The sequence below is a fragment of the Actinomadura hibisca NBRC 15177 genome (assembly GCF_001552635.1).
In the GTDB taxonomy this organism is placed as follows: domain Bacteria; phylum Actinomycetota; class Actinomycetes; order Streptosporangiales; family Streptosporangiaceae; genus Spirillospora; species Spirillospora hibisca.
In genome coordinates, this window is record NZ_BCRO01000006.1 from 1 (window position 1) to 26,396 (window position 26,396).

Annotated in this window: 28 protein-coding genes; 14 read left to right on the top strand and 14 right to left on the bottom strand. The window is 74.4% G+C overall.

Going from position 1 to position 26,396, the window contains the following annotated elements:
- Positions 1-613: DUF3152 domain-containing protein (locus AH6_RS02250; RefSeq protein ID WP_245679136.1), on the top strand; the 613-nt coding region annotated here is incomplete at its 5' end.
- A 76-nt stretch (positions 614-689) separates the two neighbouring features.
- Here the strand turns inward: AH6_RS02250 and AH6_RS02255 are convergent.
- Together AH6_RS02255 and AH6_RS02260 are read right to left on the bottom strand one after the other, a co-directional pair.
- Positions 690-1,097 (bottom strand): ester cyclase, encoded by a 408-nt coding sequence (locus AH6_RS02255; RefSeq protein ID WP_067472623.1) that lies wholly within the window; start codon positions 1,095-1,097, stop codon positions 690-692.
- A 32-nt stretch (positions 1,098-1,129) separates the two neighbouring features.
- Complete coding sequence (locus tag AH6_RS02260; RefSeq protein WP_067472626.1) at positions 1,130-1,882, bottom strand: TetR/AcrR family transcriptional regulator; 753 nt, start codon at positions 1,880-1,882, stop codon at positions 1,130-1,132.
- A 287-nt stretch (positions 1,883-2,169) separates the two neighbouring features.
- Between AH6_RS02260 and AH6_RS02265 the strand changes: the two genes are divergently transcribed.
- A complete protein-coding gene (locus tag AH6_RS02265) occupies positions 2,170-2,793 on the top strand; it encodes a YigZ family protein (protein WP_067472629.1) in 624 nt (207 codons plus the stop codon).
- 71 nt (positions 2,794-2,864) lie between these two features.
- Here the strand turns inward: AH6_RS02265 and AH6_RS02270 are convergent, their stop codons facing one another.
- Genes AH6_RS02270 through AH6_RS02285 form a run of 4 tightly spaced genes read right to left on the bottom strand, consistent with a single transcriptional unit; the run spans position 2,865 to position 6,848 of the window.
- Positions 2,865-3,758, bottom strand: a complete 894-nt coding sequence (locus AH6_RS02270; RefSeq protein ID WP_245679137.1) for a methylated-DNA--[protein]-cysteine S-methyltransferase — start codon at positions 3,756-3,758, stop codon at positions 2,865-2,867.
- The gene (locus tag AH6_RS02275) at positions 3,755-4,570 is read right to left on the bottom strand and encodes an RNA polymerase sigma factor (RefSeq protein WP_245679138.1); all 816 of its coding nucleotides are present in this window, start codon (positions 4,568-4,570) and stop codon (positions 3,755-3,757) included. The genes AH6_RS02270 and AH6_RS02275 overlap by 4 nt, the downstream gene beginning before the upstream one ends.
- The gene (locus AH6_RS02280) at positions 4,567-5,232 is read right to left on the bottom strand and encodes a response regulator (protein WP_067472633.1); all 666 of its coding nucleotides are present in this window, start codon (positions 5,230-5,232) and stop codon (positions 4,567-4,569) included. The genes AH6_RS02275 and AH6_RS02280 overlap by 4 nt, the downstream gene beginning before the upstream one ends.
- Entirely contained in the window at positions 5,229-6,848 is a 1,620-nt protein-coding gene (locus tag AH6_RS02285; RefSeq protein ID WP_245679139.1) for a sensor histidine kinase, read from the bottom strand. The genes AH6_RS02280 and AH6_RS02285 overlap by 4 nt, the downstream gene beginning before the upstream one ends.
- 157 nt (positions 6,849-7,005) lie before the next feature.
- Between AH6_RS02285 and AH6_RS46445 the strand changes: the two genes are divergently transcribed.
- Both AH6_RS46445 and AH6_RS02295 read left to right on the top strand, forming a co-directional pair.
- The gene (locus AH6_RS46445) at positions 7,006-8,904 is read left to right on the top strand and encodes a sensor histidine kinase (RefSeq protein ID WP_067472640.1); all 1,899 of its coding nucleotides are present in this window, start codon (positions 7,006-7,008) and stop codon (positions 8,902-8,904) included.
- Between the two features lie 41 nt (positions 8,905-8,945).
- Positions 8,946-9,602 carry a response regulator gene (locus AH6_RS02295; RefSeq protein WP_067472642.1) on the top strand — a complete coding sequence of 219 codons (657 nt, stop codon included), beginning with the start codon at positions 8,946-8,948 and terminating at the stop codon, positions 9,600-9,602.
- 109 nt (positions 9,603-9,711) lie between these two features.
- On the opposite strand, the gene AH6_RS46450 is transcribed toward AH6_RS02295, so the two are convergent.
- Both AH6_RS46450 and AH6_RS02305 read right to left on the bottom strand, forming a co-directional pair.
- Positions 9,712-10,587, bottom strand: a complete 876-nt coding sequence (locus AH6_RS46450; protein ID WP_083982143.1) for a phosphatase PAP2 family protein — start codon at positions 10,585-10,587, stop codon at positions 9,712-9,714.
- A 379-nt stretch (positions 10,588-10,966) separates the two neighbouring features.
- A complete protein-coding gene (locus AH6_RS02305; RefSeq protein ID WP_157431216.1) occupies positions 10,967-11,641 on the bottom strand; it encodes a DedA family protein in 675 nt (224 codons plus the stop codon).
- Positions 11,642-11,835: 194 nt separating this feature from the next.
- Here AH6_RS02305 and AH6_RS02310 point away from each other — a divergent pair, with 194 nt between their 5' ends.
- The 3 genes from AH6_RS02310 to AH6_RS02320 all read left to right on the top strand — a co-directional run bounded on the left by AH6_RS02310 (position 11,836) and on the right by AH6_RS02320 (position 13,808).
- Positions 11,836-12,330: a DUF1707 SHOCT-like domain-containing protein gene (locus AH6_RS02310; protein WP_281180178.1), complete on the top strand. Its 495-nt coding sequence runs from the start codon at positions 11,836-11,838 to the stop codon at positions 12,328-12,330.
- 73 nt (positions 12,331-12,403) lie between these two features.
- Positions 12,404-13,069, top strand: coding sequence for an HAD family hydrolase (locus AH6_RS02315; RefSeq protein WP_067472646.1), 666 nt, complete (start codon positions 12,404-12,406; stop codon positions 13,067-13,069).
- A gap of 43 nt (positions 13,070-13,112) precedes the next feature.
- Positions 13,113-13,808: a hypothetical protein gene (locus AH6_RS02320; RefSeq protein WP_067472649.1), complete on the top strand. Its 696-nt coding sequence runs from the start codon at positions 13,113-13,115 to the stop codon at positions 13,806-13,808.
- A 46-nt stretch (positions 13,809-13,854) separates the two neighbouring features.
- On the opposite strand, the gene AH6_RS46455 is transcribed toward AH6_RS02320, so the two are convergent.
- On the bottom strand, positions 13,855-14,943 hold the full coding sequence (locus AH6_RS46455) for a tyrosine-type recombinase/integrase (RefSeq protein WP_281180179.1): 1,089 nt from the start codon (positions 14,941-14,943) through the stop codon (positions 13,855-13,857).
- Between the two features lie 176 nt (positions 14,944-15,119).
- Between AH6_RS46455 and AH6_RS02330 the strand changes: the two genes are divergently transcribed.
- From AH6_RS02330 to AH6_RS02360, 7 genes are all read left to right on the top strand, one after another.
- On the top strand, positions 15,120-15,530 hold the full coding sequence (locus AH6_RS02330) for a VOC family protein (RefSeq protein WP_067472653.1): 411 nt from the start codon (positions 15,120-15,122) through the stop codon (positions 15,528-15,530).
- A 235-nt stretch (positions 15,531-15,765) separates the two neighbouring features.
- Positions 15,766-16,293: a hypothetical protein gene (locus AH6_RS43310; RefSeq protein ID WP_067472656.1), complete on the top strand. Its 528-nt coding sequence runs from the start codon at positions 15,766-15,768 to the stop codon at positions 16,291-16,293.
- Between the two features lie 1,011 nt (positions 16,294-17,304).
- Entirely contained in the window at positions 17,305-18,564 is a 1,260-nt protein-coding gene (locus AH6_RS02340; RefSeq protein ID WP_067472814.1) for a cytochrome ubiquinol oxidase subunit I, read from the top strand.
- A gap of 32 nt (positions 18,565-18,596) precedes the next feature.
- A complete protein-coding gene (locus AH6_RS02345; protein WP_067472659.1) occupies positions 18,597-19,358 on the top strand; it encodes a cytochrome d ubiquinol oxidase subunit II in 762 nt (253 codons plus the stop codon).
- A gap of 8 nt (positions 19,359-19,366) precedes the next feature.
- Positions 19,367-21,205 carry a thiol reductant ABC exporter subunit CydD gene (gene cydD, locus AH6_RS02350; RefSeq protein WP_245679140.1) on the top strand — a complete coding sequence of 613 codons (1,839 nt, stop codon included), beginning with the start codon at positions 19,367-19,369 and terminating at the stop codon, positions 21,203-21,205.
- The gene (cydC, locus tag AH6_RS02355; protein WP_245679141.1) at positions 21,202-23,082 is read left to right on the top strand and encodes a thiol reductant ABC exporter subunit CydC; all 1,881 of its coding nucleotides are present in this window, start codon (positions 21,202-21,204) and stop codon (positions 23,080-23,082) included. The genes cydD and cydC overlap by 4 nt, the downstream gene beginning before the upstream one ends.
- Before the next feature lie 131 nt (positions 23,083-23,213).
- Entirely contained in the window at positions 23,214-23,729 is a 516-nt protein-coding gene (locus AH6_RS02360) for a Rho termination factor N-terminal domain-containing protein (protein ID WP_067472663.1), read from the top strand.
- Between the two features lie 224 nt (positions 23,730-23,953).
- Here AH6_RS02360 and AH6_RS45640 read toward each other — a convergent pair whose 3' ends face one another.
- Genes AH6_RS45640 through AH6_RS02385 form a run of 5 tightly spaced genes read right to left on the bottom strand, consistent with a single transcriptional unit; the run spans position 23,954 to position 26,396 of the window.
- Positions 23,954-24,514, bottom strand: coding sequence for a gas vesicle protein K (locus AH6_RS45640; RefSeq protein WP_245679142.1), 561 nt, complete (start codon positions 24,512-24,514; stop codon positions 23,954-23,956).
- Positions 24,511-24,717 (bottom strand): gas vesicle protein, encoded by a 207-nt coding sequence (locus AH6_RS02370; protein WP_067472670.1) that lies wholly within the window; start codon positions 24,715-24,717, stop codon positions 24,511-24,513. Before AH6_RS02370 ends, AH6_RS45640 begins: the two co-directional genes overlap by 4 nt.
- Positions 24,717-25,604: a GvpL/GvpF family gas vesicle protein gene (locus AH6_RS02375; RefSeq protein ID WP_083982146.1), complete on the bottom strand. Its 888-nt coding sequence runs from the start codon at positions 25,602-25,604 to the stop codon at positions 24,717-24,719. The genes AH6_RS02370 and AH6_RS02375 overlap by 1 nt, the downstream gene beginning before the upstream one ends.
- A complete protein-coding gene (locus AH6_RS45190) occupies positions 25,597-26,133 on the bottom strand; it encodes a gas vesicle protein (protein WP_373861722.1) in 537 nt (178 codons plus the stop codon). Before AH6_RS45190 ends, AH6_RS02375 begins: the two co-directional genes overlap by 8 nt.
- Positions 26,134-26,138: 5 nt before the next feature.
- Positions 26,139-26,396: a gas vesicle protein GvpO gene (locus AH6_RS02385; protein WP_067472688.1), complete on the bottom strand. Its 258-nt coding sequence runs from the start codon at positions 26,394-26,396 to the stop codon at positions 26,139-26,141.

Here is a 26,396-nt window from a genome sequence, read left to right on the forward strand (position 1 = left end):
CCCGGCGGGCCGGTCGCGGCGGGTGGCGCGGCCGGGCGCGGTGGTGAACGGGCGGCGGCAGCCGGCGGTGGTGAAGGTGCCGGTGTCGGCGAGCGGCCGCTACGCGGTGGTGCCGGGCGCGGCCGCCGCCCCGGCGGGGCGGCGCGGGATCACGGTGCGGTACGCGGTGGAGGTGGAGCGGGGCCTGCCGTTCAGCGGGGCGCAGTTCGCCGCCGAGGTGCACCGGGTGCTGAACGACCCGCGCAGCTGGGGGCACGGCGGCAAGATGCGGTTCGTGCGGGTGGCGAGCGGTCCGGTGCGGTTCCGGGTGTCGTTGTCGAGCCCGGCGCTGACCGACCGGTTGTGCCTGCCGCTGCGCACCGGCGGGGAGTTGTCGTGCCGGTCGGGGCTGCGGTCGATCATCAACGCGCGGCGGTGGGGCCAGGGCGCGGTCACCTACGGCCGGGACCTGGCCACCTACCGCGAGTACGTGATCAACCATGAGGTGGGGCACGCGCTGGGCCACGGGCACCAGGCCTGCCCGGGGGCGGGGCGGCGGGCGCCGGTGATGGTGCAGCAGACCAAGTCGTTGTACGGGTGCCGCACCAACCCCTGGCCGTTCCCCCAGAGCTGAGGCGACGGGCCGGGGCCGGGGTCGGGCCCGGCCGGGCCCGACCGGGACTGTCCAGGGTCGGCCGGGCTCGGAGGGGTCAGCCGAGGGCGCCGAGGGCGTTCATCATGCCCAGGGCGTCGGAGACCACCCAGTACTCGGCCAGGCGGTCGCCTTCGGCGCGGAACAGGTCGTGGCCGGTGAAGGAGACGCGGGTGCCGGGCGGGGCGGTGGCGCCGGGGACGCCCTGGCGGTAGGCGCCGTGGAAGGCCCACCGGGCGGCGATCATGCCGTCGGCGATGACGGGGCCGACCTCCAGGGTGGTGCGGACGTCGTCGAACATCTGGTGGGAGCGGCGGATCTGCTCGGCCGCCCCGTCGGGGCCGTGGACCTCCAGGCCCGGCCAGTGGCCGGTGAAGCCGGGGGTGAGGATCTGCGCGGCGACGTCGAGGTCGCCGGGCCACAGCTCGAACAACCAGCGCCGGTAGAGCGTCTCCAGGGTGTCCATGCCCGCATTGTGCGTACGCGTACGCACGGAAGTCAACCGGCGGGCGCGGCGCCCGCGCCGGTACCGGGCGGCGCGGCAGGTGGTGCAACCGGTGGTGCGGCCAGCAGGGCGTCGACGAGGGCGGCCAGGTCGCCGGGCAGGTGGTCGCGGCGGTCGGCGGCGGTCCAGTAGCCCGCCAGGGCGGCCAGGTTGGGGTGGGCGGCGGGGTCGGCGCGGGCGGGGACGCTGACCTGGTAGGGGTCGCGCCCGGCGGGCCTGGCGTGCTTCGCGGTGTCCTTGTCCGTCTTGGCGTCCTGGGTGCGGCTGCGGGCGTGGGCGCGGGTGCGTTCGGCGCGTTGCACCAGGTCTCCGGCCAGCATGTTCCACACGATGCGGTTGGCGGTGGCGGCCTGGGCGAGGGTGAGGCCGCAGGCGCGCCAGGTGGCGTAGATCTCCTCCAGCAGCCAGGCGATGGAGGGGGCCATCAGGTCGCCTTTGACCAGGACCTCCACGATCCAGGGGCGGGCGGCCAGTTCGGCGTGCTGCCAGGTCAGCAGGGCCAGCAGGCGGGCGCGGGGGTCGGCGGGCAGGTCGGGGCGGGGCAGGTCGGCGACGCTGGCGTCCAGGACCAGCAGCAGCAGTTCGTCCTTGTCGCGCACGTGGCGGTACAGGCTCATGGGGGCGCTGCCGAGGGCGTCGGCGACGCGGCGCATCGACAGGGCGCCGCTGCCTTCGCGGGTGACGATCCGCAGGGCGGTGGCGACGATGCGTTCGCGGGTCAGCCGGGTGGACTGTCGTCGCCGCACGCCCGGCCTGCTCGCTTCACCCGCCCTGCCCGGCTCACCCGGTCCACCCGGTCCGCCGGGGGCGTCCGGCCCGCTGGGACCGGCTGGTTCGCCGGGCTCAGCGGGGTCGGCGGGTTCGCTGGAGCCGGCAGGGCCGGGGTGGTCGGGTCGGGTCACGTTCAGCAGTGTGTCACCGCGCCGGGTGGTGGCCGCCCACGGCCCGTCCCGCCTGCGCGCTGCCTGCGCACCGGCCGGGTGGTGGCCGGTCCTTGGGCGGGGTGGGGCGGCGCCTAGACTCGGGGGCGACCATGCGAATGATCAGATCCGCGGGCTCCCACGAGCTGGAGATCCGCAAGTCCCGGTTCGTCTGCACGCTGGCCCGGGTCCGCACCGAGGCCGAGGCGGTGGAGTTCATCGCCGCGCACCGGCGCGCGCACCGCGACGCCACCCACAACTGCACCGCCTACGTGGTGGGCGAGCGTGGGGAGTTCACCCGCAGCAGCGACGACGGGGAGCCTGCGGGGACGGCCGGGGCGCCGATGCTGGAGGTGCTGGTGCGGCGGGGGCTGACCGGCACGGTGGCGGTGGTGACGCGGTATTTCGGCGGGGTGAAGCTGGGCGCGGGCGGGCTGGTGCGCGCCTACGGGCAGGCGGTGTCGGAGGCGGTGGCGGCGGTCGGGGTGGTGGAGCTGCGGCCGGTGGTGACGGTGACGGTGCGGGCCGACCACGCGCTGGCGGGCCGGTTGCTGGGCGATCTGCACGGCAGCGGGCGCCAGCCCTCCGAGGTGCGTTACGGGGCGCTGGTGGAGGCCGATGTGCCGGTCCCGGAGGAGGGGCTGGCGGGGTTCGAGGCGTGGGTGGCCGAGGTGAGCGGGGGCCGCGCGCGCACCGGGCGGGGTGCGCGCGGCCACGTCGAGGTGCCGGTGCCGTGAGGGTCCCCCGGTCGTCGCGGTGAACGGCTCGTCGCTGCGGCGGACGACGGGCGGGCGGCCGGTGGCGGTGGTCAGTCGGTGAGGGCGACGGGTGCGCAGTGGAGGCAGGGCCGGTATCCGGCGGCGCGGGCCTGGTGCAGGGTGCGGAAGCCGTGGCGGTGGGCCGGGGTGATGCGCCGCGCGTTGTGGCAGGTGGGGTAGCACACCACGCCGGTGGTGTCGCTGGCCACGAAGTGCACGTTGTGCCCGGCCAGTTCGGCGACCTCGTCGAGGTTGACGTTCTCGGCGCGCAGCAGGTGCTCTTTTGCGGCGGCGCCGAACACGTACTGGCCGACGGCGCCGTCGGAGCGGGTGACGCGGTGGCAGGGGATCAGCAGCGGGACGGGGTTGCGTCCCAGGGCCGAGCCGACCGCGCGCACGGCCCGGGGGTTCCCGGCGCGGCGGGCGATCCAGGCGTAGGGGCGGGTCTGGCCGCGGGGGATGTCGGCGGCGGCGCGCAGCACGGCGGCCTCGAAGGGCGACAGGCCCCGCAGGTCCAGGCGCAGCGCGCCGAGGCGGCCGGTGCGCAGGGCCGGCAGGAGCCCGGCGGGGGGCTTGGCGGCCGGGAGCAGGGGGCGGGCGAAGCGGCGGCGGAAGGCGGCGGTGAACTCGTCGGGGTCCAGCCCGGCGCGCAGGAACGCCACGCCCTGGTCGGTGAAGGCGATCTGGAGGTCGCCGCCGTCGGACCGGTCCGCCGGTCCCTCGCCGAAGGCGGGCAGGCCGGTGTCGGCGGCGGGCAGGTGGAGGCGGCGGGCGGCGATGCGGTCCAGCAGGGTGGGCGGGGCGTCGGCGGACAGGCCCGCCAGGGCGGCGGCCATCGTGCCAGCCGTCGTGCCGGCCGTCGTGCCGGCCGTTGTGTCGGCGGTGGGGTCGGTCTGCTGGGTTTGGTCGGCGCGGTCGTTGCGGTCGGGTCCGGTGGTGTTCATGTGGTGCTTCCTGGCTGGGTGTGGAGCCGGCGCAGCCGGGCCAGGCCCCGGGAGATGTGGGATTTGACGGTGCCCTCGGGCAGGTCGAGCACGACGGCGATCTCCGCGATGGGCAGGTCGGTGACGTGGCGCAGCACGACCGCGGCGCGCTGGGCGGCGGGGAGGCGGGCCAGGTGGGCGGTCAGTTCGCGGCCGGTTTCGTGGCGGGCGGCGGTGGCCTCGACGCCCTCGCCGGGCGCGACGGGGTCGGCGGCCTCCTCCAGCGGGCCGGTGCGGGGGCGGCGGGCGGCGGTGCGCAGGCCGTTGCGCCACAGGTTGGCCAGGATCGTCAGCAGCCAGGGCCGGGGCCGCAGTTGCCCGATGCGTTCGGCGGTGTAGTCGCACAGGGCGCGGTAGGCGCGCAGGAACGTCTCGGCCGCCAGGTCCTCGGCCTCGGCCCACCGTCCGCTCAGGCGCAGCGCGGTGGAGAACACCGCGTTCTGGTACGCCTCGTACAGGGCGGCGAAGCCGCCGTCGAGGTCGGCGGCCAGGGCCGCGACCACCTGGGCGGCGACCGGGTCGGGGCATCCGTCGCGCTGCCCGCCGGGTTGCCCGTCGGGCGGTGGTGGTTCCTGGGGCCCGCCGGGGTCGCCGTTCGGGCCGCCGTTTCGGGCGGTCCGGTGCGGCGGGGCGGGGAGCTTGTCGGTGACCATCACGGTAGGGGGAACACCGCCCGGCCCCGGCCGGTTGCAGCCGGGCTCGTCGCCGGGTCGGCCGCCGGGCCGGTCGGGCTGGTCGGGGTCGGGGCGGGTGGTGTCGGGGGGCGGGGTCAACCGAGCCATCCCGGGCGGATCAGGCCCGATTCGTAGGCGAGCACGACCAGCTGGGCGCGGTCGCGGGCGCCGAGCTTGGCCAGGATGCGGCTGACGTGGGTTTTGGCGGTGGCGGGGCTGAGGACCAGGCGTCCGGCGATCTCCTCGTTGGACAGGCCCGCGGCCACCAGGTGCAGCACCTCGCGCTCGCGGTCGGTGAGGGCGTTGAGCTCGACGGCGGGCGGCGGGGCGGTGATGCGGGAGGCGAACTCGGCGATCAGGCGGCGGGTGACGGTGGGGGCCAGCAGCGCGTCGCCGCGCGCCACCACCCGCACGCCGTGGATCAGTTCGGGGGGTTCGGTGTCCTTGACCAGGAAGCCGCTGGCGCCGGCCTTGATGGCGCCGTAGACGTAGTCGTCCAGGTCGAAGGTGGTGAGGATGACGACCCTGACCTCGGCCAGGCGGGGGTCGGCGATGATGCGGCGGGTGGCCTCCAGGCCGTCCAGGATCGGCATGCGGATGTCCATGAGCACCACGTCGGGGCGCAGGTGGACGGCGTGCTCGACGGCCTGGGCGCCGTTGCCGGCCTCGGCGACGATCTCGATGTCGTCCTCGCCCTCCAGGATGGAGCGGAATCCCGCCCGGACCAGCGTCTGATCGTCGGCCAGTACCACGCGGATCACGTGTTCTCCTCCTGGGGGTCCGCCCCGGTGCGGGGCGCGGGTCGGGTTCGGTCTCGGCTTTGCTCGTGGGGGCCGGCCGGGCCGGCTGGGTCGGCCGGGAGGGTGGCGGGCCGGGGCAGGGGCAGGGGCAGGGGCAGCCGGGCCCAGACGCGGAAGCCGCCGGTGGGGCCGGGGCCGGCGGTGACCTCGCCGCCGACGGCGGCGGCGCGCTCGCGCATGCCGCGCAGGCCGTTGCCGTGCTCCAGGGCGGCGGGGTCGGCGGGGCCGGCGCCGTCGTCGTCGATCTGGACGATCACCGCGTCGCCGGTGTGGCGGACCCGCACGGTGGCCGCGCGGGCGCGGGCGTGGCGGACGGTGTTGGTGAGGGCCTCCTGCACGATCCGGTAGCCGGCCAGCGACACCGGCGCGGGCAGGTGCGCCAGGGCGTCATCGGCCCCGGCGTCGGCGCCGGTTTCGGGCGCGTCGGGGGTGTCGTGGTGGACGCGGAGTCCGGCGGCGGTGGTCTGCTCCAGCAGGGGCCCGAGGCGGGCCAGGGAGGGGGCGGGGGCGAGGGTCCCGGCGGGCTGGTCCTGGTCGACCTGCCGCAGCACCCCCAGCACGCCGCGCAGCTCGCGCAGGGTCTGCTTGCTGGCGCCCTTGATGGCCTCCAGGGCGGCGTAGGCGCGGGCGGGGTCGTCGCGGCGGTGCAGCGCGGCCCCGGCCTGCACGTTGATCAGCGAGATCTGGTGGGCCAGCACGTCGTGCAGCTCGCGGGCGATGCGCAGGCGTTCCTCGGCGGCGCGGCGCCGGGCCTCCCGCTCGCGGTCGTGCTCGGCGGCGACGGCGCGGCGCTCGGCGGCGCGGGCCTCGTCGCGGCGGTTGCGCACGTACACGCCCAGGCCCACCACCACCAGCAGGGTGAGGGTGAGGCTGGCGACCGCCTCGCCGTCGACCACCGCCTCGGGGTCGTCGGTGGCCCCGGCGAACCATCCCGCCAGCAGGAACCCGGCGTTGACGACGGCGATCGCGCCCAGCGACACCGGCAGGCGGCACTCGACCGCGGCGGTGAACAGCGCGACGAACATCACGACGCCGACCGGGCCGTCGGGATAGGCCAGCGGGTAGTACAGCGGCGCGGCGACCAGGGCGACGACCAGCACCGGCAGCGGGTGGCGGCGGCGGAAGGCCAGGGCCAGGCACGCCACCGTGATCAGGGCGACGCCGCCGGGCCACAGGGGGCGGTCCTGGGGCACGGCGGCGCGGTAGGACATCACCATGACCAGCGCGAACGCGCCCAGGGCCAGCGCCAGGTCGCCGGGAGGCACGCCGAGCCGGGCGGTGAGGCGGCCGGCGGGGGAGCGGGCGAAGCGGTCGGCGAGCGCGCCGGAGGGGCCGCGGGGCGGCGGCACCGTCGCTGTCGCCGCTGTCGCCGCTGTCGGCGAGGTCAGCGGGGGCGGCGTCGGGGGAGCGGCGGGAGGGTTGGGGAGGCCGGGGACGGGTTCGGCCGGGTGGCCGCCGGGCGTTGTGACCGGACCGGCTGGATCGTCCGGACCGGCATCGTCCGGACCGGCCGGGCCCTCGGACCGGTCGCCGGGGCGGCCGTCGCGCGGGGCCTTCGGGCCGGTGGGTGGGGTCACGGCACCACCGTAGTTGACGGCGGCGCCGCCCGGCCCCCAGAAATGATCTTCCGGTGGGCGGCCGGTCCGCCGCGACCGCGCCGGGTGGCCGGTGGGAGGCGGCGTGGTTGACTTTCGTCAGTATCGGCGCTGATCACCGCCTTGTAGCGTGGGTGGGGTGAACCTCCCGGCCGCCCCTCCCACCCCCGCCGACCAGGCCGGGCCGCAGTCCCGGCCCCGCGCCTGGTCCCGCGCCCGCGCCTGGCCCGCGTCGTGGTCTGCGTCGTGGCCCGCGCCGGGCCTGCCGGGCGGCTCGGAGCCGTCCTGGCCGGTGCTGCGCGACCGGCTGCGGCGTCCCTCGCGCCGGGCGTGGCTGGCCGACGTGCTGTTGTGGGCGGTGCTGGCGTTCCCGGTGGCGTTCGGCAGCATGGCGCCGGTGCGCGTCGACTCGGCGCTGTGGTGGGCGCAGGCGGTGGGCCTGGGGCTGACGGCGGCGGCGGTCCTGGTGTCGCGGGCGTTCCCGATCCTGGCGCTGGTGCTGGTGGTCGCGCCGCTGCCGGTGCACGGCAACTTCGTGTTCGCGCTGCCGGTGCTGGCCTACCTGGCCGGATGGCGGTCGCGGCACGTGCGGCCGATGGCGCGGGCGCTGATGCTGATCGTGGCGGGGGGCGTCGCGCTGAACCTGGTGCGCGGCGTGCCGGTGACGGTGTGGTTCCCCAGCACGGTGTGGCTGGTGCTGCTGGGCGTCTTCCCGTGGCTGGTGGGGCGCTACTGGAACCAGTACCAGGAGCTGCGGCTGGCCGGGTGGCAGCGCGCCGAGCAGCTGGAGCGCGAGCAGCGCATCACCGCCGAGCGCGAGCGGCTGCGCGAGCGGGCCCGCATCGCCCACGACATGCACGACTCGCTGGGGCACGAGCTGGCGCTGATCGCGGTGCGGGCGGGCGCGCTCCAGGTCGCGCCGGGCCTGGCGGAGGCGCACCGGGCGGCGGCCGCCGAGCTGCGCGCGGGCGCGGCCCAGGCCACCGAACGCCTCCGGGAGATCATCGGGGTGCTGCGGGAGGAACCCGGCCCCGCGTCCGGCCCCGCGCCCGGGAACGGCGGCGCGGAGCCGGGAGCGGGACCGGTGGCGGCGCCGACCCGCCCGGTGGGGGAGAGCATCGCCGAACTGGTGGACCGGGCCCGCGCCTCGGGCATCCGGGTCCGCCTGATCGACGCCACCGCCTCCGGACGGGCCGAGGGCCTCGCCGCGGACGGCCCGGAGCCGGCGACCGCGATGGCGGCGATGGCGGCGCACCGGGTGGTCCAGGAGGCGATCACCAACGCGGCCAAGCACGCCCCGGGCGCGATGGTGCTGGTGCGCCTGTCGCCCCTGCCCGAGGGCGGGATGCGGGTGACGGTCGTCAACGGGCCCGCCGCCGGCCCCTCCTCCCCGGCCGGGGGCGGCCTGGGCCTGACGGGACTGGCCGAACGCGTCCGGGTGGCCGGCGGCACCCTGCGGACCGGGCCCCGCGACGACGGCGGCTTCGAGGTGATCGCCGACCTGCCCGCCGCGCCCCCGGCCCCCGGCCCCCACTCCGCCCCGCCCCTGCCCGGCGCCGAAGACCCACCGCCCACCGGCCGGGAACGGAACGGGACGGCGACCGCGCCGACGGCGGCCGGCTCGGAGTCGGCGCAGCGCCTGGCCGACGAGCGCCGCAGGCTGCGCCAGCACCTGATCACCGCCATCACCGTCCCGACCGCGCTGCTGATCGCCCTGGGCGCGGTGATGGCCGGCTACTACGTCTACGTCACCGTCAACTCGGTCCTGGAACCGGCCGACTACGCGGCCCTGCGCCCCGGGCAGGACCGGGCGCGGGTCGAACGCGTCCTGCCCGCCAAGGAACTGATCTCCGCCGACGCCGCGGCGTTCCGGACCGCGGTCCCGCCCGCCGCGCCGGGCGCGGACTGCCGCTTCTACCGCTCCGACGCCAACCCGCTGGGCCTGGGCGTGGTCTACCGGGTGTGCTTCCTGCACGACCGGCTGACCGGCAAGGACGCCTTCCGGCAGGCCGGCGCCCGCTGGCGGCACGTCCCATGAACGACACCGCCGTACACGACACGAGCCAAGGGGGACCACGGGTGATCCGGGTGGTGCTGGCCGACGACGAGGCCATGATCCGGGCGGGGGTGCGGGCGATCCTGTCGGCCGACCCGCGCATCGAGGTGGTCGCCGAGGCCGCCGACGGGCGCGCGGCGGTGGAGGCGGTGCGGGCCCACCGGCCCCACGTGGCGCTGCTGGACATCCGCATGCCCCGCCTGGACGGCCTGGCCGCCGCCGCCGAACTGCGCCGCACCGCCCCCGACACCGGCGTGATCATCCTGACGACCTTCGGCGAGGACGAGTACATCGCCCGCGCCCTGGCCGACGGCGCCGGCGGCTTCCTGCTGAAGTCCGGCGACCCGCACGAGCTGCTGGCCGGGGTGCACGCGGTCGCCGGCGGCGCGGCCTACCTGTCGCCCAAGGTCGCCCACCGCGTCATCACCGTGCTCAGCGGCGGCCGCATCACCCACGCCGCCGCCGCCCGCCGCCGCGCGGCCGCCCTCACCCCCCGCGAACGCCAGGTGCTGGCGCTGGTGGGCGCGGGCCTGTCCAACGCCGAGATCGCCACGCGCCTGCACGTGGTGGAGGGCACGGTGAAGGCCTACGTCAGCACGATCCTGACGCGCCTGGAGGTCAGGAACCGCGTCCAGGCCGCCATCGTCGCCTACGAGGCCGGACTCGTCGACCACACCTAGGACCCGGCCCGGGAAGACCGAACGGGCCGCCGCCCGCGGTGCGCGAAGGCACCGGGAGCAGCGGCCCGCGATCGTCGGCCCGGCGTCGGCCCGGTTCGGGGGAGCGGCGTCAGGACGGCGGACGGCGGTGCCGCCCGATGCCCGTCATCACATCCGGCATCGTCACCGCCGCCGGGTTCTCCGGCTCGCCCTGTCCCACCGGCCCCGGCCCGTAACCACCCGGCCCGCCCTGCGGGCCCTGCGGGTACGGAGGATGCTGAGGAGCGGGAGGACGCACGCCCTGCCGGTGCTGACCGCCGTAGGACGCGGGCGCGCCGTAGGGGTTGGGGGTGCCCGGAGCGGGCGCTCCCGACCCCGCCGGAACCGCGGCCGGCGCCGGAGTCCCCACCGGCGGACCCAGCAGCGTCACCCCGACCGGCATCCGCCGCACCATCTCCACCAGCGGCGCCGCCAGCCGGACCAGCACCAGCGCCACCAGCGGCGCCACCACCACCCCGACCACGAACCCCATCGCCACGTCGTGGGGGTAGTGCACCCCCACGTACACCCGCGAGAACGCCATCATCGCCGCCAGCGGCAACACCAGCGGCGCCAGCGCCCGCCACGCCACCACGATCGCCGCCGCCGACGCCGCCGCGATCGTGGCGTGGTTGCTGGGGAACGACCAGTCACCCGGCGCCGGGCACTGCGCGATGTTCATCGCCCCCGCCACCGCCCGGCACGGCCGCTCCTCCCGCAGGAAGCTCTTGGAGACCTCGCTCACCAGGTACGCCGACACCATCGCCGCCGGCGCCAGCAGCGCCAGGCCCATCGACCGCGCGTCGCGGTCGCGCGCCCGCCACCAGCCCAGCACGAACAACGCGGCGAACAACAGCAGCCCCGCGTCCGTGCCGACCTCGGCCACCGGATGGGTCCACGACGGCATGTCATGGGCCCAGCCGGTGATACTGCGGTACCAGTCGGCACTGAAGTCAGGCGCTTGCATACTCTCCCTCACGCTTCCAGCGATCCACCACTCGTTGAGATCCTCCAGCAGACCACCGGAGTTCACTCTACGTTCACGAATTCGTCGAGAATGTCACGCCGACAGCGCATAACGGCGCATCGCCGCACCACCGACCGCGTCTCGGAGAACACAGCGCGCACACGGCGCCGCGCACGCCTCAGGAACGCCCCGGCGACCGCTCCCCGGGCACGATCACTACCCGCCCCGGACCAGCGGCAGCCCCGGGCACAGGCACCGCCCCGCTCCACCCCGTCCCGCCCGGCGCGCCGCCCCGGACGCCCGTCACACCCGGCGGCCCGGCCCAACACCCGGCCACAGCTCCGGACGGGCCCGGCCGCCGGGACTGCGGCCGGAAAACTCAGCCGACCTCGACGCGCTCCTCCGGCTCACGCACCTCCGGCCCACGCGCGTCCTCGGACCGCCCGGCCCCCGCACGCACCCGCGCACGACCGCGCAGCCACCGCACCACCTCGACCACCACCGTCACCGACAGCGCCAACCCCAGCCCCAGCGCCACACCCTTGACGGGGTCGTTCTCGAACGCCACCCCGCCCAGATACCCCAGCAACGACCCGTACAGCGCCCAGCTCACCGCCGCGATCCCCGCGAACAGCGAGAACTTCCGCAGCGGGTACCCGCACAACCCCATCGTCAGCGTCACCGCCGTCCGGCCCCCCGGCACGTACCGCGCCACCACCAGGATCAGCCCGCCCCGCTCGGCCAGCGTCTTGCGCGCCCACTCCAGCGCCCGCGCCTTCTTGGTCCCCGGCCGGATGCGCCGCGTCAACCGCCCGCCCCAGCCCCGCCCCACCAGGTACGAGACGTGATCTCCCAGGAACGCCCCCACCGCGGCCAGCACCACCACCCACACCAACTCCGGCCGCCCCGACGCCGCGTACACCCCACCGGTGATCACCATGCTCTCGCTCGGCACCACCGGGAAGAACCCGTCGATCAGCGCGACCGCGAACAGCGCCAGGTAGAACCACGGCGAGGTGACCGCCGTATGCAGAAGATCGAAAACTCCGTCCATGCCGAGACAGTAAAGAACATCGGCACCCCCCGGCATCAGACGAACGGCTTTTCCCACCCCCGACTTTCGTCAGGGCCACCCCCGTCCTCCGAAGGATGTACACCCGGTTCCTCACCTCGCAGGACGATCCCGGCCCCCGCGCCGGGCGATCCTGGAAACGTCCGCCGGACGCACCGCCGCCGAGGAGCCACACCATGCACCACCGACCCGACCACCCCGCCGCCGCGCCCAACACCACCCCGGGCACGCCCGACGTCCCCGATGCCCCCGCTCCCGCCGGCACGCTGCGCGCCTCCGACGCCGACCGCAACACCACCCTGGAACAACTCGGCGACGCCCTGGCCGAAGGCGCCCTGGACACCCCCGAATACAACCGCCGCCTCGAACAGGCCGTCACCGCCACCACCGTCGGCCAGCTCACCGCCCTCACCGCCGACCTGCCGGTCTCCCGCACCGCCCTCGCCAAGGCCGAAGCCGCCCGCAAGGCCGCCCAAGCCCAGGCCGACAAACACGAATGGCGCAACGAATGGGGCTACTGGGGCGGCGGCGCGCTCATCATGACCGTCATCTGGACCATCAACTGCGTCCGCGAACACGACCTGACCTTCTTCTGGCCCGTCTGGCCCCTGGGCATCTGGGGCGCCATCCTGCTGTCCTACGCCCTGTGGCCCGACAACAAGGACTCCTGACCCGCCCACCCGCCTCCCACAACGTGAAACCCGTTCGCCCCCCGCCACCCCCGTCCGCCACACTTCAGGACTTGTGACAGTTCTGCACGTCTTCGACATGGACGGAACCCTGCTCGCCGGGTCCACCGCCAACCTGGAACTCGCCCGCCACCTGGGCACCCTCCCGCAACTCCAGGACCTGGAAGCCCGCTTCGCCGCAGGCCACATCGACACCCGCGCCTTCTCCGCCGCCATCCACCGCCTCTGGCACGACCTCACCCCCGACGCCGTCGCCACCGCCTACACCGCCGCCACCTGGCTCACCGGCATCCCCGAGGTCTGCGCCGACATCCGCGCCCGCGGCGAACACAGCGCCGTCATCACCATGTCCCCGGACTTCTTCGCCCACCACCTGCTCGACCTCGGCTTCGACCACGTCCTGGCCTCCCGCTTCCCACCCCTGCCCTTCACCGCGCCCCTGGACCCCGCCGGCATCCTCACCCCCGACGACAAGATCCGCCTCACCGAGGAACTCCGCACCGCCTACGGCCTCACCCGCCACCAGTGCGTCGCCTACGGCGACTCGATGTCGGACGCCCCGCTGTTCCGCCACCTCACCCACACCGTCGCCGTCAACGCCGACCACCACCTCACCGGCATCGCCGCCCTGGAGTACACCGGCGACGACCTCACCCACGCCTACCACCTGGCCCGCACCCTGCTCACCCCCGCCACCGCCGACGCCCAGCCGTCCACCTGACACGGGGGCACAACGGCACAGGCCCGCCGCCCCGAAAGCCACCATGACGCGCACCCCCACACCAGGCACCACCGGCGCCCCGCCCCGCACCGGCTCCCACCTGACCTGGCTCGCCGTCACCGCGGCCGCCTACTCGCTCACCCACCACACCGGCGTCGCCACCGCCCGGCTCGGCACCGTCGGCCCCACCCGCTGGGCCGACTGGATCGACCTGCTGACGCCCTACGCCGTCCTGCTCACCGCCGCCGCCACCCTCCACACCGCCCACGCCCGCCCCCGCGCCTGGCTCCTCTACCTCGCCGGAGCCCTCACCTACGCCGAAGGCCACGGCATCCACCTGGCCGCCAACTCCGTCACCAACACCGCACCCGGCCCCACCGCCCACCTCTGGGACGAGGTCGCAGGCCACTACATCTGGTACGCCGGAGCCGCCCTGACCCTCACCGCGCTCGCCGCCGCCCTGGCCCACCACCCGCCCCTACACGGCCGCGCCCAGCACACCCTCGGCCTCACCCTGGCCCTGACCACCGGCCTCACCTGGGCCACCAACGCCCTCGAAGGCGGCACCGCCCTGTTCAGCCTCGCCATCGCCCTGGCCTTCACCGCCTGGGGCTGGACCACCCGCGCCCACCTGGGCCGCCTGCTCATCGCCGCCTTCGCGCCCGCCGCCGCCCTCATCACCGGCTACGGCGCATGGCAGCAGGGCTTCCCCCAGCCCTCCACCCTCGGCTGGATCTGACCCACCCCCGGCAAGCCCGGACCAGCCCGGACCAGCCCGGACCGGCTCACTCCACCTCCACCGGACCCGCCTCCGCCACCCCACCCTCAACGATCTCCGCCCCGCGCACCGACCCCAGCAGCGGATGCACCCGCATCGCCGCCTCCAGCTCACCCGGCAACTCGTCCCGGTACCGCCCCAACGTCGACAGATCCGAATGCCCCAGCACCCGCCGCACCGCATCCATGTCCGTCGCCGCCGCCAGCAGATGCGTCGCCGTCGTATGCCGCAACCCGTGCGGCGTCACACTCCGCCGCCGCTCCGGCTCCACCCGCGCCAACACCCGGTCGATGACCCCCTGCACATCACCGCGCGCCAACCGCCGCCCCCGCCACGACAACAACAACGCCTTCGGCTCACGCCCTCGGTCCAGCAACGGACGCCCCTCGGCCAGATAGGCGTCCAGCACCTCCACCACCGGCCGGGGGAGCGGCACGTCCCGCGTCCGCCCGCCCTTACCGAAGATCCGCCAGTACCGCATCCCGGCGTTGACGAAGAAGTCCTCCCCATTGGCCCGCGTCAGCTCCGACACCCGCGGCCCCACCGCCGCCAGCAACAACACGATCAACCCGTCCCGCAACTCCGTCCGCTGATCGGCCCGCTTGCCGACCTCCACCGGAGCCACCACCAACTCCCGCGCCGCCCCCAGCAACCCCTCGGCCTGCTCGGTCGTCAACGCCCGCCGCTCGGCCCGCAACCCGCCCCGCTGCTTGGGCTTCAACGTCGCCACCGACATCGGGTTCAGCTGCACCCACCCCGCCACCGCCGCATGCCGGAAGAACGCCGACACCGAACGCCGGAACCGCGCCTGCGACGACGCGCTCTGCAACCGCGCCCCGTCCGACCCCACCGACCCCGCCGCCCCCGGCACTCCTGACGCGTCCGGCGACCGCCGGCCGTCCGGCTTGTGCGCGAACTTCAGCAACACCTCATCGACGTCCTCACCCGTCAGGTCGTCCAGCACCCGCCCGGCCCCCGCCAGCTCCGCGAACGTGTGCACATCACGCACGTACACCTCCGCGCTCCCGGGCGCCAACGCACCCGTCGCCGACTTCGCCCGCACCATCTCGGTGTAACGGTCCACGGCCTCGATCACGGACAGACGCTGAATATCGCTGGGACGCACCCGCCGGACGTTACCCTGCGCCACCGACAGAAAACAGCCGCCCCGACCCGCCCGCCCGACCGCGCCGAACCCGCCCCGCCACCCCCGATGAATCCACGCCCCGCCCAAGGTCAACACCTTCGACCGCGCATCGAAAGGACACCGCCATGGACTGGAAGATCGAACTCATCTGCGTGCCCGTCACCGACCTCGACCGCGCCAAGGAGTTCTACGGCGAGCGGCTGGGCTTCACCGTCGACCTCGACAGCCAGGGCAAGGGAGGGGAGGGCTTCCGCATCATCCAGTTCACCCCGCCCGGCTCGGCCTGCTCCATCTCCGTCGGCACCGGCATCACCACGGCCGAGCCCGGCTCGTTGCAGGGCCTGCAGGTCGTCGTCGCCGACATCGAGGCGGCCCGCAAGCAGCTGCTGGAGCGGGGCGTGGAGGCGAGCAACGTCCAGCACTTCGAGAACGGGGAGATGGTGGACGGCCCGGGGGAGCGGTGGAACTCCTTCGTCTACTTCAGCGACCCGGACGGCAACGGCTGGGTGTTGCAAGAACGTCCCGCCGACGCCTGAACGCGCCGACCGGCGGCGCGTGGATTTGCGGGTCCACCCGCCGCGTTCCGTCTCGCGCGGGTGGGGCGTGAGACGGAACGCGGATTCTGGGTGCGGTCGCTCTGACGCCAGAGAACGGAGAAAACGGACAAATGTCTAACCAGACAGAATCCCCCTTCTGTCTGATTTGGCACCTTCTGTCCGATTTTCGAGGACTGTCGTCCACCCCCGCTACGATGCCCCCGGAGGTGACACCATGCCGGGCTGGGAACTGTTCGATCAGGTCGCCGAGGTCGTCAGGGGATCGGCCCCGACCGACCTGGGGGACCTGCACCTGCGCGTCCACCACAACGGCCTCAAAGCCTGGTTCGGCGACCCCGCGCCGGCCCGCGAGCACTACGAGGCCCAGCTGGTCACCGCCGACATCGTCACCGCCGACATCGTCACCGCCGACATCGTCACCGCCGACATCGTCACCGCCGACATCGTCACCGACGCCCACGCCGGCGCGCTGGAGATCGGCTTCCATGCCGAGCACCGCGCCGAGGCCGACAACGAGGCCGTGCTGACGCGCCTGCTGGGTGTGCGGGAACGCTGGCAGGGCGACCTCGGGGACGAGGCGGTGGCCGGGCCGTTCCTGGGGCGCTCCTCGTGGCGGCGGGTGTCGGAGGTGTGGCTGGACCCGGAGCTGGAGGGCGCTGACGTGGCGTTCGAGGTGGGGGTGCGGCTGGTGGAGTACATGCGGGCGCTGGAGCCGTTGCGCCGGGTCGCGGCCGAGGTGTGAGCCTGGGGCGCGCGTTGGTGGTGTGATGTTGGGTCGTGCGCGTTGGGTGGGCGTCGGGCGGGGTGTCCGGGGCGTTCACTGTGCGTGATCGCTTTGCGGGTGTCCTTGATCGTTCCGCGAGGTGCTGAGGATCTTGTGGGTCGGCTCGGCGCGTGCCGGTGTGCGCGCCGGTGCGCGTTGGCCGTCGGTTCGAGGCGCGTCGCCGTCGGCTGCGGCGTCATCGGCTCGCCCGGGGCGCGTCGTGGGGTCGTGGTGGTGCGTGCGGGTTGTTGCTGGCGCAACGGAGCTGGCGCGATGTCCGTTTCACCCACTCTTCTGATGATCTTGTAGCTGGTTGATAATGTACATTATGTTAAGTAGGAGTGCTGGAGAGGCAGAAGGGGGCTTTTGAGCCCAACCTCCTCGCCGCGCTCCCCTCACCGTCTCCTCCCGCTGCCACCGGCTCCCCGAGCCGTTCGCCCGTCCAGCATCTCGCCCCCAACGGCGTCGGCCGCGTTGAGCGCACTCTCCCGTTGCCGCCCCTCTCGTCCTCGAAGGCTTGAGCCGGCATCGACATCCAGTGATCCATGCCAGCGGTTCGCGTCGGCTGTTCATTCACTCAGCGTCACCATGCGTTGTGCTTCGCTCGCTCGTCGGGCACCTGGCTCGTCATGGCTCGCCGTGTGGGCGTTGTGCGAGCGCCCCTGACGCGTCGCGCGTCCGCTCGCATGGTGATCGGCGACGGCGGCGTGCGCGCCGCCTCGTCCGGGCAACGGCCGTGGGGGTTCTTTTCCCGCCCCTCTCCCCCGCCGTCCGCCTGTCCGTTTTGCCGTGAACGTTCGTCTTGCAGGTTTATGCAGGTCAGGCGGCCTTTGGGGTGGCGGTGTCTACATCCCTGGTCGTAGGCGGGCGGTGCGGTGTGCGCGAAAGGCGCAGGGTGGGTGCACGCCGTAGCCCGATTCGCCGGGTGGGGGGCGGGTTCCAGGATCGGTGCGTGGCGGAGACCGATTCTGGGTGGGAGGGGTGGTGGGGATGGACGCCCTGATGCTGGCGCGGGTGCAGTTCGCGTTGACGGCCGGGTCGCATTTCCTGTTCGTGGCGTTGACGTTGGGGTTGGCGACGCTGGTGGCGTTCATGCAGACGCGCGCCACGGTGTCGGGTGGTGCGGTGTCGGGCGGTGTGGTGCATGCGCGGATGGTGCGGTTCTGGGGCCAGCTGTATGTGATCAATTATGCGGTCGGCATCGTGACGGGGCTGGTGATGGAGTTCCAGTTCGGCGTGAACTGGGGCGGGATGTCGGCGGTGACGGGTGAGGTGTTCGGTGCGCCGCTGGCGATGGAGACGATCGCGGCGTTCTTCGTGGAGTCGACGTTCCTGGGGTTGTGGATCTTCGGGTGGGATCGGCTGAACCGGTGGGTGCACCTGGGGTTGATCTGGGTGGTGGCGGTGACGGCGTATCTGTCGGCGTACTTCATCCTGGTGGCGAACGGCTGGTTGCAGCGTCCGGTGGGGTTCGTGCTGGAGGACGGCCGGGCGCGGTTGACGGATCTGGGTGCGCTGTTGACCAATCCGACGGCGGTGCTGGCGTTCTGGCATGTGGTGTTCGGCGGGTTGTTGACGGCCGGGGTGTTCGTGGCGGCGGTGAGCGCCTATCACCTGCGTCGTCGTACGGGTGAGGTGGAGTTCTTCCGGCGGTCGATGCGGGTGGGGCTGGTGGCGTTGATCGTGGGGGCGGTGGTGGTGCCGACGCCGGGCGGGATGCAGTTCGCCTATGTGCAGCCCACCAAGCAGGGGGCGTCGGAGAAGGGGTTGGCGGAGCAGGCGCGGTTCGTGGCCGAGTTCGGGCCGGGTGACTATCTGGCGCCGGGCGGTGCGAAGGTCGGCGAGGTCCTGATGCTGGTGGCCTGGCAGTTGCTGATGCTGGTGGCGTTGGCGGCGCTGGTGAAGGTGTGGTCGGGGCGGTGGCTGGTGCGGGGCCGGGTGTTCCATGTGGTGCTGATGCTGAGCGTTCCGCTGCCCTATGTGGCGATGTTGTCGGGGTGGGTGTTCCGGGAGGTCGGCCGGCAGCCGTGGATGGTGTATGGGGTGCTGACGACGCGGGACGCGTTGTCGAAGGTGGGCCCGGGGTGGATGGCGGTGTCGTTCACGGTGTTCACGGTGCTGATGGTGGTGCTGCTGGTGGTCAACGTGTGGTTGCTGGCGCGGTTCGCGCGGCGGGGGCCTGAGGCGGTGCAGTTGGGCGCCGCTCCCCCGGTCCGTCCGGTCGAGCCGGTGCTGACCCCTTCCTACTGACGTTCTGCCGGGCCGTGACGGGAGTCTGAACGATGGAAATGCTGGCGATGGCGATGCTGGCGGTGTTCACCGCGGGGTACCTGGTGCTGGCCGGGGCCGACATCGGGGTGGGGATGGTGCTGCCGGTGCTGGGGCGGGGGCAGGGCGAGCGGCGGTTGGTGATCGCGGGGATCGCGCCGTTCTTCCTGGGCAACGAGGTGTGGCTGGTGTCGGCGGTGGGGATCGTGGCGGGCGCGTTCCCGGGGTTGGAGCACCGGTTGCTGGAGGGGTTGTTCCCGGTGGCGGGGGCGCTGGTGGTGGCGTGGGTGGTGCGGGACATGGGGTTGTGGTTGCGGGGCCGGGTGGACGCGCGGGTGTGGCGGGCGGTGTGGGACGGCGCGGTGGTGGCCGGTAGTTGGGGGTTGGCGCTGGCGTGGTCGTCGTTGCTGGGCACGTTGCTGGCGGACGCGGCGGGCGCGGGTGGGTCCGGTTTCAACGTCGGGAGTGTGGCGGGGTTGCCGTTGGTGGTGCTGTTCGTGCTGCACGGTGCGGGTTTCGCGCGGTGGCGGTTGAGCGGTGAGCCGTTGCGGCGCGCGCGGCGGGTCCCGGCGCGGTATGGGGTGACGGCGGTGGTGCTGGTGGCGGTGACGGTGGTGGCCGGGCTGGGGGTGGAGTGGTCGCGGGTGCAGGCGTCGCCGGCGGGGTTGGCGGTCACGGCGGTGATGACGGTGGTGTTGTTGCCGTTGTTGCTGGCCGCGCAGGGGCTGGTGTGGTGGACGTTCCGGGGGCGCGTGACCGCTCCCACCTACCTGTAGGAGTCGTGGTGACGCGGGCGGTGGTGGAGGTGGCCGGGGACGGGGACGGCCGGGGCGCGTCCCAGGGCCAGGGCCAGGGCGAGACGGCGGGCGAGGGGGCTGCCGGTGGGAGCGGTAGGGGTGTCGAGCGGCGGTTGCTGGGGTCGTTGCCGCGTCGGGTGACGGTGTCGCTGGGGGTGTTGGCGGCGGCGCAGGGGGTGCTGCTGGTGGTGGCCGCCGGGTTGCTGGCGCGTGCGGTGGCGGGTCTGGACGCGGGGCCGTTGCCGTTGCTGGCCGTGGTGGTGGGAGCGCGTGCGGGGTTGGTGTGGGTGTCGGCTCGGGTGGCCGGGGACGCGGCCGCCGCCGTCAAGGGTGATCTGCGCGCCGCGCTGCTCGCCCGCTCCTCCGCCGTCCCCGTCTCCGTCCCTGTCGCCGGTTCGGGGTTGGGGTCGGGTGAGCGGGTGACGTTGCTGACGCGCGGCTTGGACGCGGTGGATCCGTTCTTCACCGGTTATGTGCCCCAGTTGCTGGCGGCGGTGGTGGTCCCGGTGGTGGTGTTGGGGCGGTTGGTGGTCGCTGACTGGGCGTCGGCGCTGGTGGTGGCGGTGACGGTTCCGCTGGTGCCGGTGTTCGGGGCGCTGGTGGGGATGCGGACGGCCGCGTTGACGGGTCGGCAGTGGGGGTCGTTGCAGCGGCTGGGCGGTCATTTCCGGGACGTGCTGGCGGGTCTGGGCACGTTGCGCGCCTATGGCCGGACGGGGCACCAGTCGCGGGTGGTGCGGGCGATGGCCGATCGGCATCGGCGCGCGACGGTGGCGGCGCTGCGGGTGGCGTTCCTGTCGTCGCTGGTGCTGGAGCTGGTGTGCGCGCTGTCGGTGGCGCTGGTGGCGGTGCCGGTGGGGTTGCGGCTGCTGGGGGGCGACATGGCGTTGGAGACGGGGTTGCTGGTGCTGGTCCTCACTCCGGAGGTGTACCTGCCGTTGCGGGCGCTGGGTGCGCGGTTCCATGCCAGTGCGGAGGGGGTGGCGGCGGCCGGGTCGGTCTTCGCGGTCCTGGACGCTCCGCGCGCGCCCTCCGCAGACCGGAGCGGTGAGCGGAAGGGCGCGGCGCGGTTCTCACGGGGTGCGGGCGAGAGGCCGCCGGAGATCGTGTTGGAGGACGTCACCGTGCACTACCCCGGTGCCGGTCGTCCCGCGCTGGACGGGGTGTCGTTGCGGGTGGGGCCGGGTGAGCGGGTGGCGTTGACCGGGCCGTCGGGGGCGGGCAAGTCGACGCTGCTGCTGGTGCTGGCGGGGTTGGTGTGCCCTACCGGGGGCCGGGTGCTGGTGGACGGTGTGGATCTGGCGGGGCTGGTGGCCGAGCCGGGCGGTGCGGGGCTGGCGGAGTGGCGGGCGCGGCTGGGGTGGGTGCCGCAGCGTCCCCATCTGTTCGCCGCGTCGGTGGCCGACAACATCGCCTTGGGGGTTCCCGGCGCGACGCCGCCGCAGATCGCGCGGGCGGCGCGGGCGGCGGCCGCCGAGGAGTTCGTCCAGCGCCTGCCGGATGGTTACGCCACGGTGCTGGGTGAGGGCGGCGCGGGGTTGTCGGCGGGGCAGCGGCAGCGTGTGGCGATCGCCCGCGCCTACCTGACGGGTGCGCCGCTGATGTTGCTGGACGAGCCGACCGCCCGTCTGGATCTGCGCAGCGAGCAGGTGCTGGTGCGGGCGGCGGCGCGGTTGCTGGAGGGCAGGACGGCGTTGATCGTGGCGCACCGTCCGGCGTTGCTGCGGGTCGCCGACCGTGTGGTCCGCCTCCAGGACGGCCGTGTCGCCCCCGGACCCGAGGGCGCTGCGGTTGCGGTCGCCGCCGTGACAGGAGAGACGCCGTGACCTCCCAGACGACGTCCCCCTCCCCCGTGACGTCGGCCCCACCGTCGCTCTCCCCGGACCGTCCCGTGAAGGCGTCGGCGGGGATGTGGGGTGCGGTGCGTCCGCACGCCGGGCGGCTGGTGCTGGCGGGGGTGGCCGGGGTCGCCGCCGAGTTGTGCGGGCTGGGTCTGGTCGCGGCGGCGGCCTGGTTGATCGCGCGGGCGGCGCAGCAGCCCACGATGGCGGCGTTGTCGCTGGCGATCGTGGCGGTGCGCGGGTTCGCGCTGGCGAAGGGGTCGCTGCGCTATGTGGAGCGGCTGGCCGGTCATGATGTGGCGTTGCGCGCGCTGGCGGAGTTGCGGGGCCGGGTGTTCGACGCGCTGGCCTGCGCCTCCCCTGACCCCCAGCGGCACGCTGCCTCCGCCGTGCGGGAGGGGGTGCGTGACGGTGATGCGCTGTCGCGGATGGTGTCGGACGTGGACGCCGTCCAGGACCTGTTGCTGCGGTGCCTGCTGCCCGCGGTGGCGGCGGTGGCGTGCGCGGTGGGCGGTGTGACGGTCGTGGTGCTGGTGCTGCCCGCCTCGGCGGTGGCGCTGGCGGCCGGGACGGTGGTGGCCGGGGTGCTGCTGCCGCTGGCGGTGTGGCCGCTGGGGCGACGGGCTTCCGAGCGTGCGGCGGTCGCGCGTCGCCAGTTGGCGGTGCGGGGGCTGGACGTGTGGGAGGGCGCGGCCGATCTGGCGGTGTTCGGCGCGGCGGGGCGTTTCGCCGACGCCGCGGGCCGTGCCGCGCGTCGGCTGGAGCGCGCCGAGCGTGCCTGCGCGCGGTTGGCGGGGCTGGTCGCCGCGGCCGGGGTGGCGGTGCAGGGCGCGACGGTGGTGGCGGTCGTCTGGCTCGGGGCGGGGGCGGGAGGCGGTCAGGTCGAGGTGGCGGTGGTGGCGTTGACGGCGCTGGTCACCGTGGAGGCGACGTTGCCGCTGGCGGGCGCGGTGCAGCGGCTGCGGGAGATCGCTCCGGCGTGCCGTCGCGTGGACGCGCTGCTGCGCACTCCCCCGCCGGTGGTGCCGCAGGACCCGTTGCCGCTGCCTACCGGTCCGTTGCCGGTGGAGCTGCTGGGCGTGCGCGTCGCCTACCCGGGCGGTGCGCGGGACGGCGGCGCTGGCGGCATGGGTGGTGGCGTGGGGGTTCGTGTCGCGCTGGACGGGGTGGATGTGCGGGTCGAGCGGGGGTGGCGGGTGGCGGTGGTCGGGGCCAGCGGCGCGGGCAAGAGCACGCTGCTGGCGGTGGTCGCGGGACTGGTCGCGCCGTCGGCGGGGAGCGTGGCGCTGGCCGGGCACGCCCTGGAGCGGTACGCGCCCGGTGACGTGCGGGCGGCGGTGCGGGGCCTGGCGCAGGACGCGCACGTGTTCGCCGGGACCGTCCGCGCCAACCTGCTGCTGGCCCGTCCCGGAGCGAGTGAGGCCGAGTTGGAGGCGGCCGCCCGGCGTGCCCGGCTGCTGGACGTGGTGCGCGGGTTGCCGCAGGGCTGGGACACCGTGGTGGGCGAGGGCGGGCGCGGCCTGTCGGGCGGGCAGCGGCAGCGGTTGCTGCTGGCGCGGGCGCTGCTGGCCGACCCGCCGGTGCTGGTGCTGGACGAGCCGGCCGAGGCCCTGGACACCGCCACCGCCGACGCGCTGACCCGCGACCTGCTGACCGCGCCCGGCGGCGGCACCCTGCTGCTGGTCACCCACCGGCTGGCCGCGCTGGGGGCCGCCGACCAGGTGCTGGTGGTCGACGGCGGCCGCGTGGTGCAGCGCGGTCGCCACGACGACCTGCTCCGGCGCCCCGGCCCGTACCGCGACCTGTGGGAGGCCGAACGGCTCGCCTCCCCCGCCGGGTCCGGTCCCTCCTGCGGCGCGTGAGGGGGCATAGGGCGCACGTAGGGGCGGACATAGGGGCTCGGACCTGGACCTTTCGCATGAACATCATCGTGGCGGGTAGAGCCGCACCGAGTTTCCGTGATGTTCGTGACCCCGGAAAGGAGAGATCGACGATGCCGGGTCTACGGGACCTGCCGTCGGCCCTGAAGAAGCCGACCGGAGGCAAGAAGCGCACCGTCTGGAGCGGCGTGCAGAGCCGCGTCACCAAGCTCACCAACAAGGTGCGGCCTTCCAGACGCGACCCCTCGGAGGAGGAGCAGGAGGCGACCGGGCCGGACACCGCGTCCGACAGCGCCTCTGCTCCCGACGCCCGCCCCGCCAAGCCCGCCAAGCCCAGCAAGGCCGAGAAGGCCGAGGGCAAGACAGAGAAGGCCGAGGCTAAGACGGAGAAGGCGGAGAAGAAGCCTGTGGCGGCCGCCAAGTCCGCGGGCAAGAGCACCGGTAAGAGCGCTCCCAAGAAGCCCGCGGCGGCTTCCGGGTCCGGCAAGCGGCAGGCGGGCAAGTCGCTGACCGCCAAGGCCGACAAGAAGACCCTGTACCGGCGGGCTCAGGAGCTGGACATCCCCGGCCGGTCGAAGATGTCCAAGCAGGAGCTGGTCGAGGCGATCCGCCGGGCCGGTGAGCGGTGACCGGCCGCTGACACCCGGCGGTATCCCGGGGGACGGCGAGCAGACGACAGGACGGCGCCCGCGCGAACGGAGGAATCGCGCGGGCGCCGAGGTCTGTGCGGCGGGGCTGTGAGCGGAGCCGTGAGCAAGGGGGGTTTCAGGCCGGGGCTTCTGGGGCTTTCAGCGGCTGGATCTGCGGCTGGATCTGCGCCGAAGGAGCCGAGGCAGCCGAGGGGGCCGGTCGGTCATTCGGGCAGGAGCGGGCCGAGGGGGCCTAGGTCCAGGTTGAGGTCGGAGTCGTCCAGGTCGAAGTGGTCCTTCAGGCGTTCCATGGCCTCCTCCAGCCGCATGAGCGCCAGGCCGAGGCGTTCGACCTGCTCGTCGGTGAGGCTGCCGTCCTCCACGCGGCGCAGGGCTTGGCGTTCCATGAGCTGGCGGATCAGTTCGACGACCGTCAGCACCAGTTTGACCAGGTCGCGTTCGACGGTCTCGGGGTCGGAGCGCAGGCGTTGCATGACGCCGCTGGAGGCGTTGGCGGTGGAGCGCACCGCGCGGGCCTGCAGGGGCTCGGCGGCTGAGACCGCCTCACCGAGGGCGTCGGCGAGGCCGGCGGCGACCGAGCTGGTCGCCGGTCCGGGGGCGGGGCGGCGGCCGCCCAGCAGGTCGTCGGTGAAGCCGTGGCCGAGGTCGGCGTCGCTGACGGTGACCTCGCCCGAGACCGGTTCGCGGTCGCGTGCGGCGGCGCGGCGGCGCAGTTCCTCCCGGCCGGTGCCGGGGGTGGGGTGCCTGTCGGCGGGGTGGGTCACGGGCCGGTCTCCTCTCCCAGGAACTCGTCGCGGACGGTGGTGATGAGCGCGCGCAGCGACACGTGCACCAGGTCCACCTCGGCGATGGAGATGACCAGGTCGCCGGTGATGACGACACCGCCGGCCAGCAGCCGGTCCAGCAGGTCCACCAGCGCGACCCGCTCGGTGGAACGGGGCTCGCCGATGTCCAGGTCGACGGGCATCAGGCGTCCGCGGGGGTGGTCTCGGCGGTGTCGATGAAGGAGTAGGGCGGCCAGGGGCCGGTGACCTCCACCGTGATGCCGGGCAGGCGCTCGCCGATCGTGTGCGCGACCGCGGCGAACCCGTCGGCCTGCTCGTCGTCCAGCAGGTAGGCGACGTTGAGGATCTGGGTGCCCTGGTGCCCCGACAGGCGCGGGTCCTGCGGCGGGTGCTGGCGGGTGGCGACGGCGTGGTCGGCCAGTTCGGCGTGGATGGCCTGGGCCTGCTCGGCGATGTGGCGGGCGGCGTTCTGGTGCTGGCGGCGCTGCTGCTGGCGGCGGTGCAGGTAGGCGGTGCCCGCGCCGCCGCCCGCCCGCTGCTCCCCGCCGTCGGGGGCGGCGGGGTCGGGGGCGGCCTCGTACGCCTCGGGGTGGGCGTGGACCTTCACGCCCCACTCCGAGCGGCCCGCGACCCGGTCCAGCACCCGCGTGAACTGCTCGCGCTGGCGGGTGAGGATCTCTTCCACGCGCTGGTCGTCGCGGTAGATGGTGGCGATGCGCACCGGTGCGGTCGCGGCGGCGTGCGCGGCGCGGTCGACGACGTCGTGGTGGGCGCGGGCGGTGGCCTCCAGGAACTCCAGGTCCTCCAGGTTGGCGCGCAGGGCCTGCTCGCCGTAGTGGGCCAGTTCCACGGTGCTGACCAGGGCGGTCAGGTCGCCGGCGGTGATCGGGCGGACCGGCGCGCCGCCCACGCCGGTCACCTGGTCCAGCGCCGCGGGGTCCAGGCCGCGCGCCACCCCGTACAGGTAGACCGCCTCGCCCTGGGACCCGCCCTGGGGCGGGCGGGGCGCGGCGGGCGCGGCGGCATCGCTGTGAGCGTCGCCGTGAGCGCCGACGGGAAGGTCAGTCACCGGTGCTCCTCTTCTTGCTCGTGCTCGTGCCGCCGGTGCCGCGCTTGGCGGCGGTACTGCGCCTGGTGGTGGTGCGCTTGGCGGCGGGCGCGCTGCCGGCCTTGTTGTCGGCCTCGTCGTCATCAGCGGCTCCGTCGGCGGTGTCGTCGCCGCTTTCCAGGACGCGGGACTCCAGGGCGGCCAGGCGTTCGCGCAGCAGGCGGTTCTCCTCCCGCAGCGCGGCCGTCCCGTTCTCCTCGTCGTCGAGCGCCTGCTGCTTGGCGCGCGCGCCCGACGACAGGGACGGGTCGTGCTCCCACCAGTCGATGCCCATCTCCTTGGCGCGGTCCACCGACGCCACCAGCAGCCGCAGCTTGATGGTGAGCAGTTCGATGTCCAGCAGGTTCACCCGGATGTCCCCGACGATGACGATGCCCTTGTCGAGGATGCGCTCCAGCAGGTCGGCCAGGTTCGCGCCGCCGCCGCCCTGGGGCGGGCCGGCCATCTGGCGTGCCGGATTGCGTCCCCCGGCCCAGGAGATATCGGTCAAAGCTGTCAGCCTCTCTCCACTCGCCCGCGCGGGTAGCGCTGGGTACGCCGGTAGGACACCAGCTCCCCCTCGCCGTCGACCTCGGTCTGGTAGACGGCGAGGATGTCGGCGGAGTCGGGGATGCGGCGGGTCTCCACCACCTCCACGGTGATGCGCCACCCGTCGTCGGTGCGTTCGACCCCGATGACGCTCTGGGCTTCCTTGCCGGTCATCTCGGTGACGTGGTGGACGGCGCGTTTGGCGGCGTCGGACGCGGTGAGCAT

What these genes read in the sequence shown, in the direction of transcription:
- AH6_RS02340 (WP_067472814.1), top strand. Translation starts at nt 17,305, where the DNA reads ATGGACGCCCTGATGCTGGCGCGGGTGCAGTTCGCGTTGACGGCCGGG.
- AH6_RS02360 (WP_067472663.1), top strand. Translation starts at nt 23,214, where the DNA reads ATGCCGGGTCTACGGGACCTGCCGTCGGCCCTGAAGAAGCCGACCGGA.
- AH6_RS02370 (WP_067472670.1), bottom strand. Translation starts at nt 24,717, where the DNA reads ATGCCCGTCGACCTGGACATCGGCGAGCCCCGTTCCACCGAGCGGGTC.
- AH6_RS02330 (WP_067472653.1), top strand. Translation starts at nt 15,120, where the DNA reads ATGGACTGGAAGATCGAACTCATCTGCGTGCCCGTCACCGACCTCGAC.
- AH6_RS46450 (WP_083982143.1), bottom strand. Translation starts at nt 10,587, where the DNA reads ATGCAAGCGCCTGACTTCAGTGCCGACTGGTACCGCAGTATCACCGGC.
- AH6_RS02345 (WP_067472659.1), top strand. Translation starts at nt 18,597, where the DNA reads ATGGAAATGCTGGCGATGGCGATGCTGGCGGTGTTCACCGCGGGGTAC.
- AH6_RS02320 (WP_067472649.1), top strand. Translation starts at nt 13,113, where the DNA reads ATGACGCGCACCCCCACACCAGGCACCACCGGCGCCCCGCCCCGCACC.
- AH6_RS02270 (WP_245679137.1), bottom strand. Translation starts at nt 3,758, where the DNA reads ATGAACACCACCGGACCCGACCGCAACGACCGCGCCGACCAAACCCAG.
- AH6_RS02265 (WP_067472629.1), top strand. Translation starts at nt 2,170, where the DNA reads ATGCGAATGATCAGATCCGCGGGCTCCCACGAGCTGGAGATCCGCAAG.
- AH6_RS02305 (WP_157431216.1), bottom strand. Translation starts at nt 11,641, where the DNA reads ATGGACGGAGTTTTCGATCTTCTGCATACGGCGGTCACCTCGCCGTGG.
- AH6_RS43310 (WP_067472656.1), top strand. Translation starts at nt 15,766, where the DNA reads ATGCCGGGCTGGGAACTGTTCGATCAGGTCGCCGAGGTCGTCAGGGGA.
- AH6_RS02255 (WP_067472623.1), bottom strand. Translation starts at nt 1,097, where the DNA reads ATGGACACCCTGGAGACGCTCTACCGGCGCTGGTTGTTCGAGCTGTGG.
- AH6_RS02310 (WP_281180178.1), top strand. Translation starts at nt 11,836, where the DNA reads ATGCACCACCGACCCGACCACCCCGCCGCCGCGCCCAACACCACCCCG.
- AH6_RS02385 (WP_067472688.1), bottom strand. Translation starts at nt 26,396, where the DNA reads ATGCTCACCGCGTCCGACGCCGCCAAACGCGCCGTCCACCACGTCACC.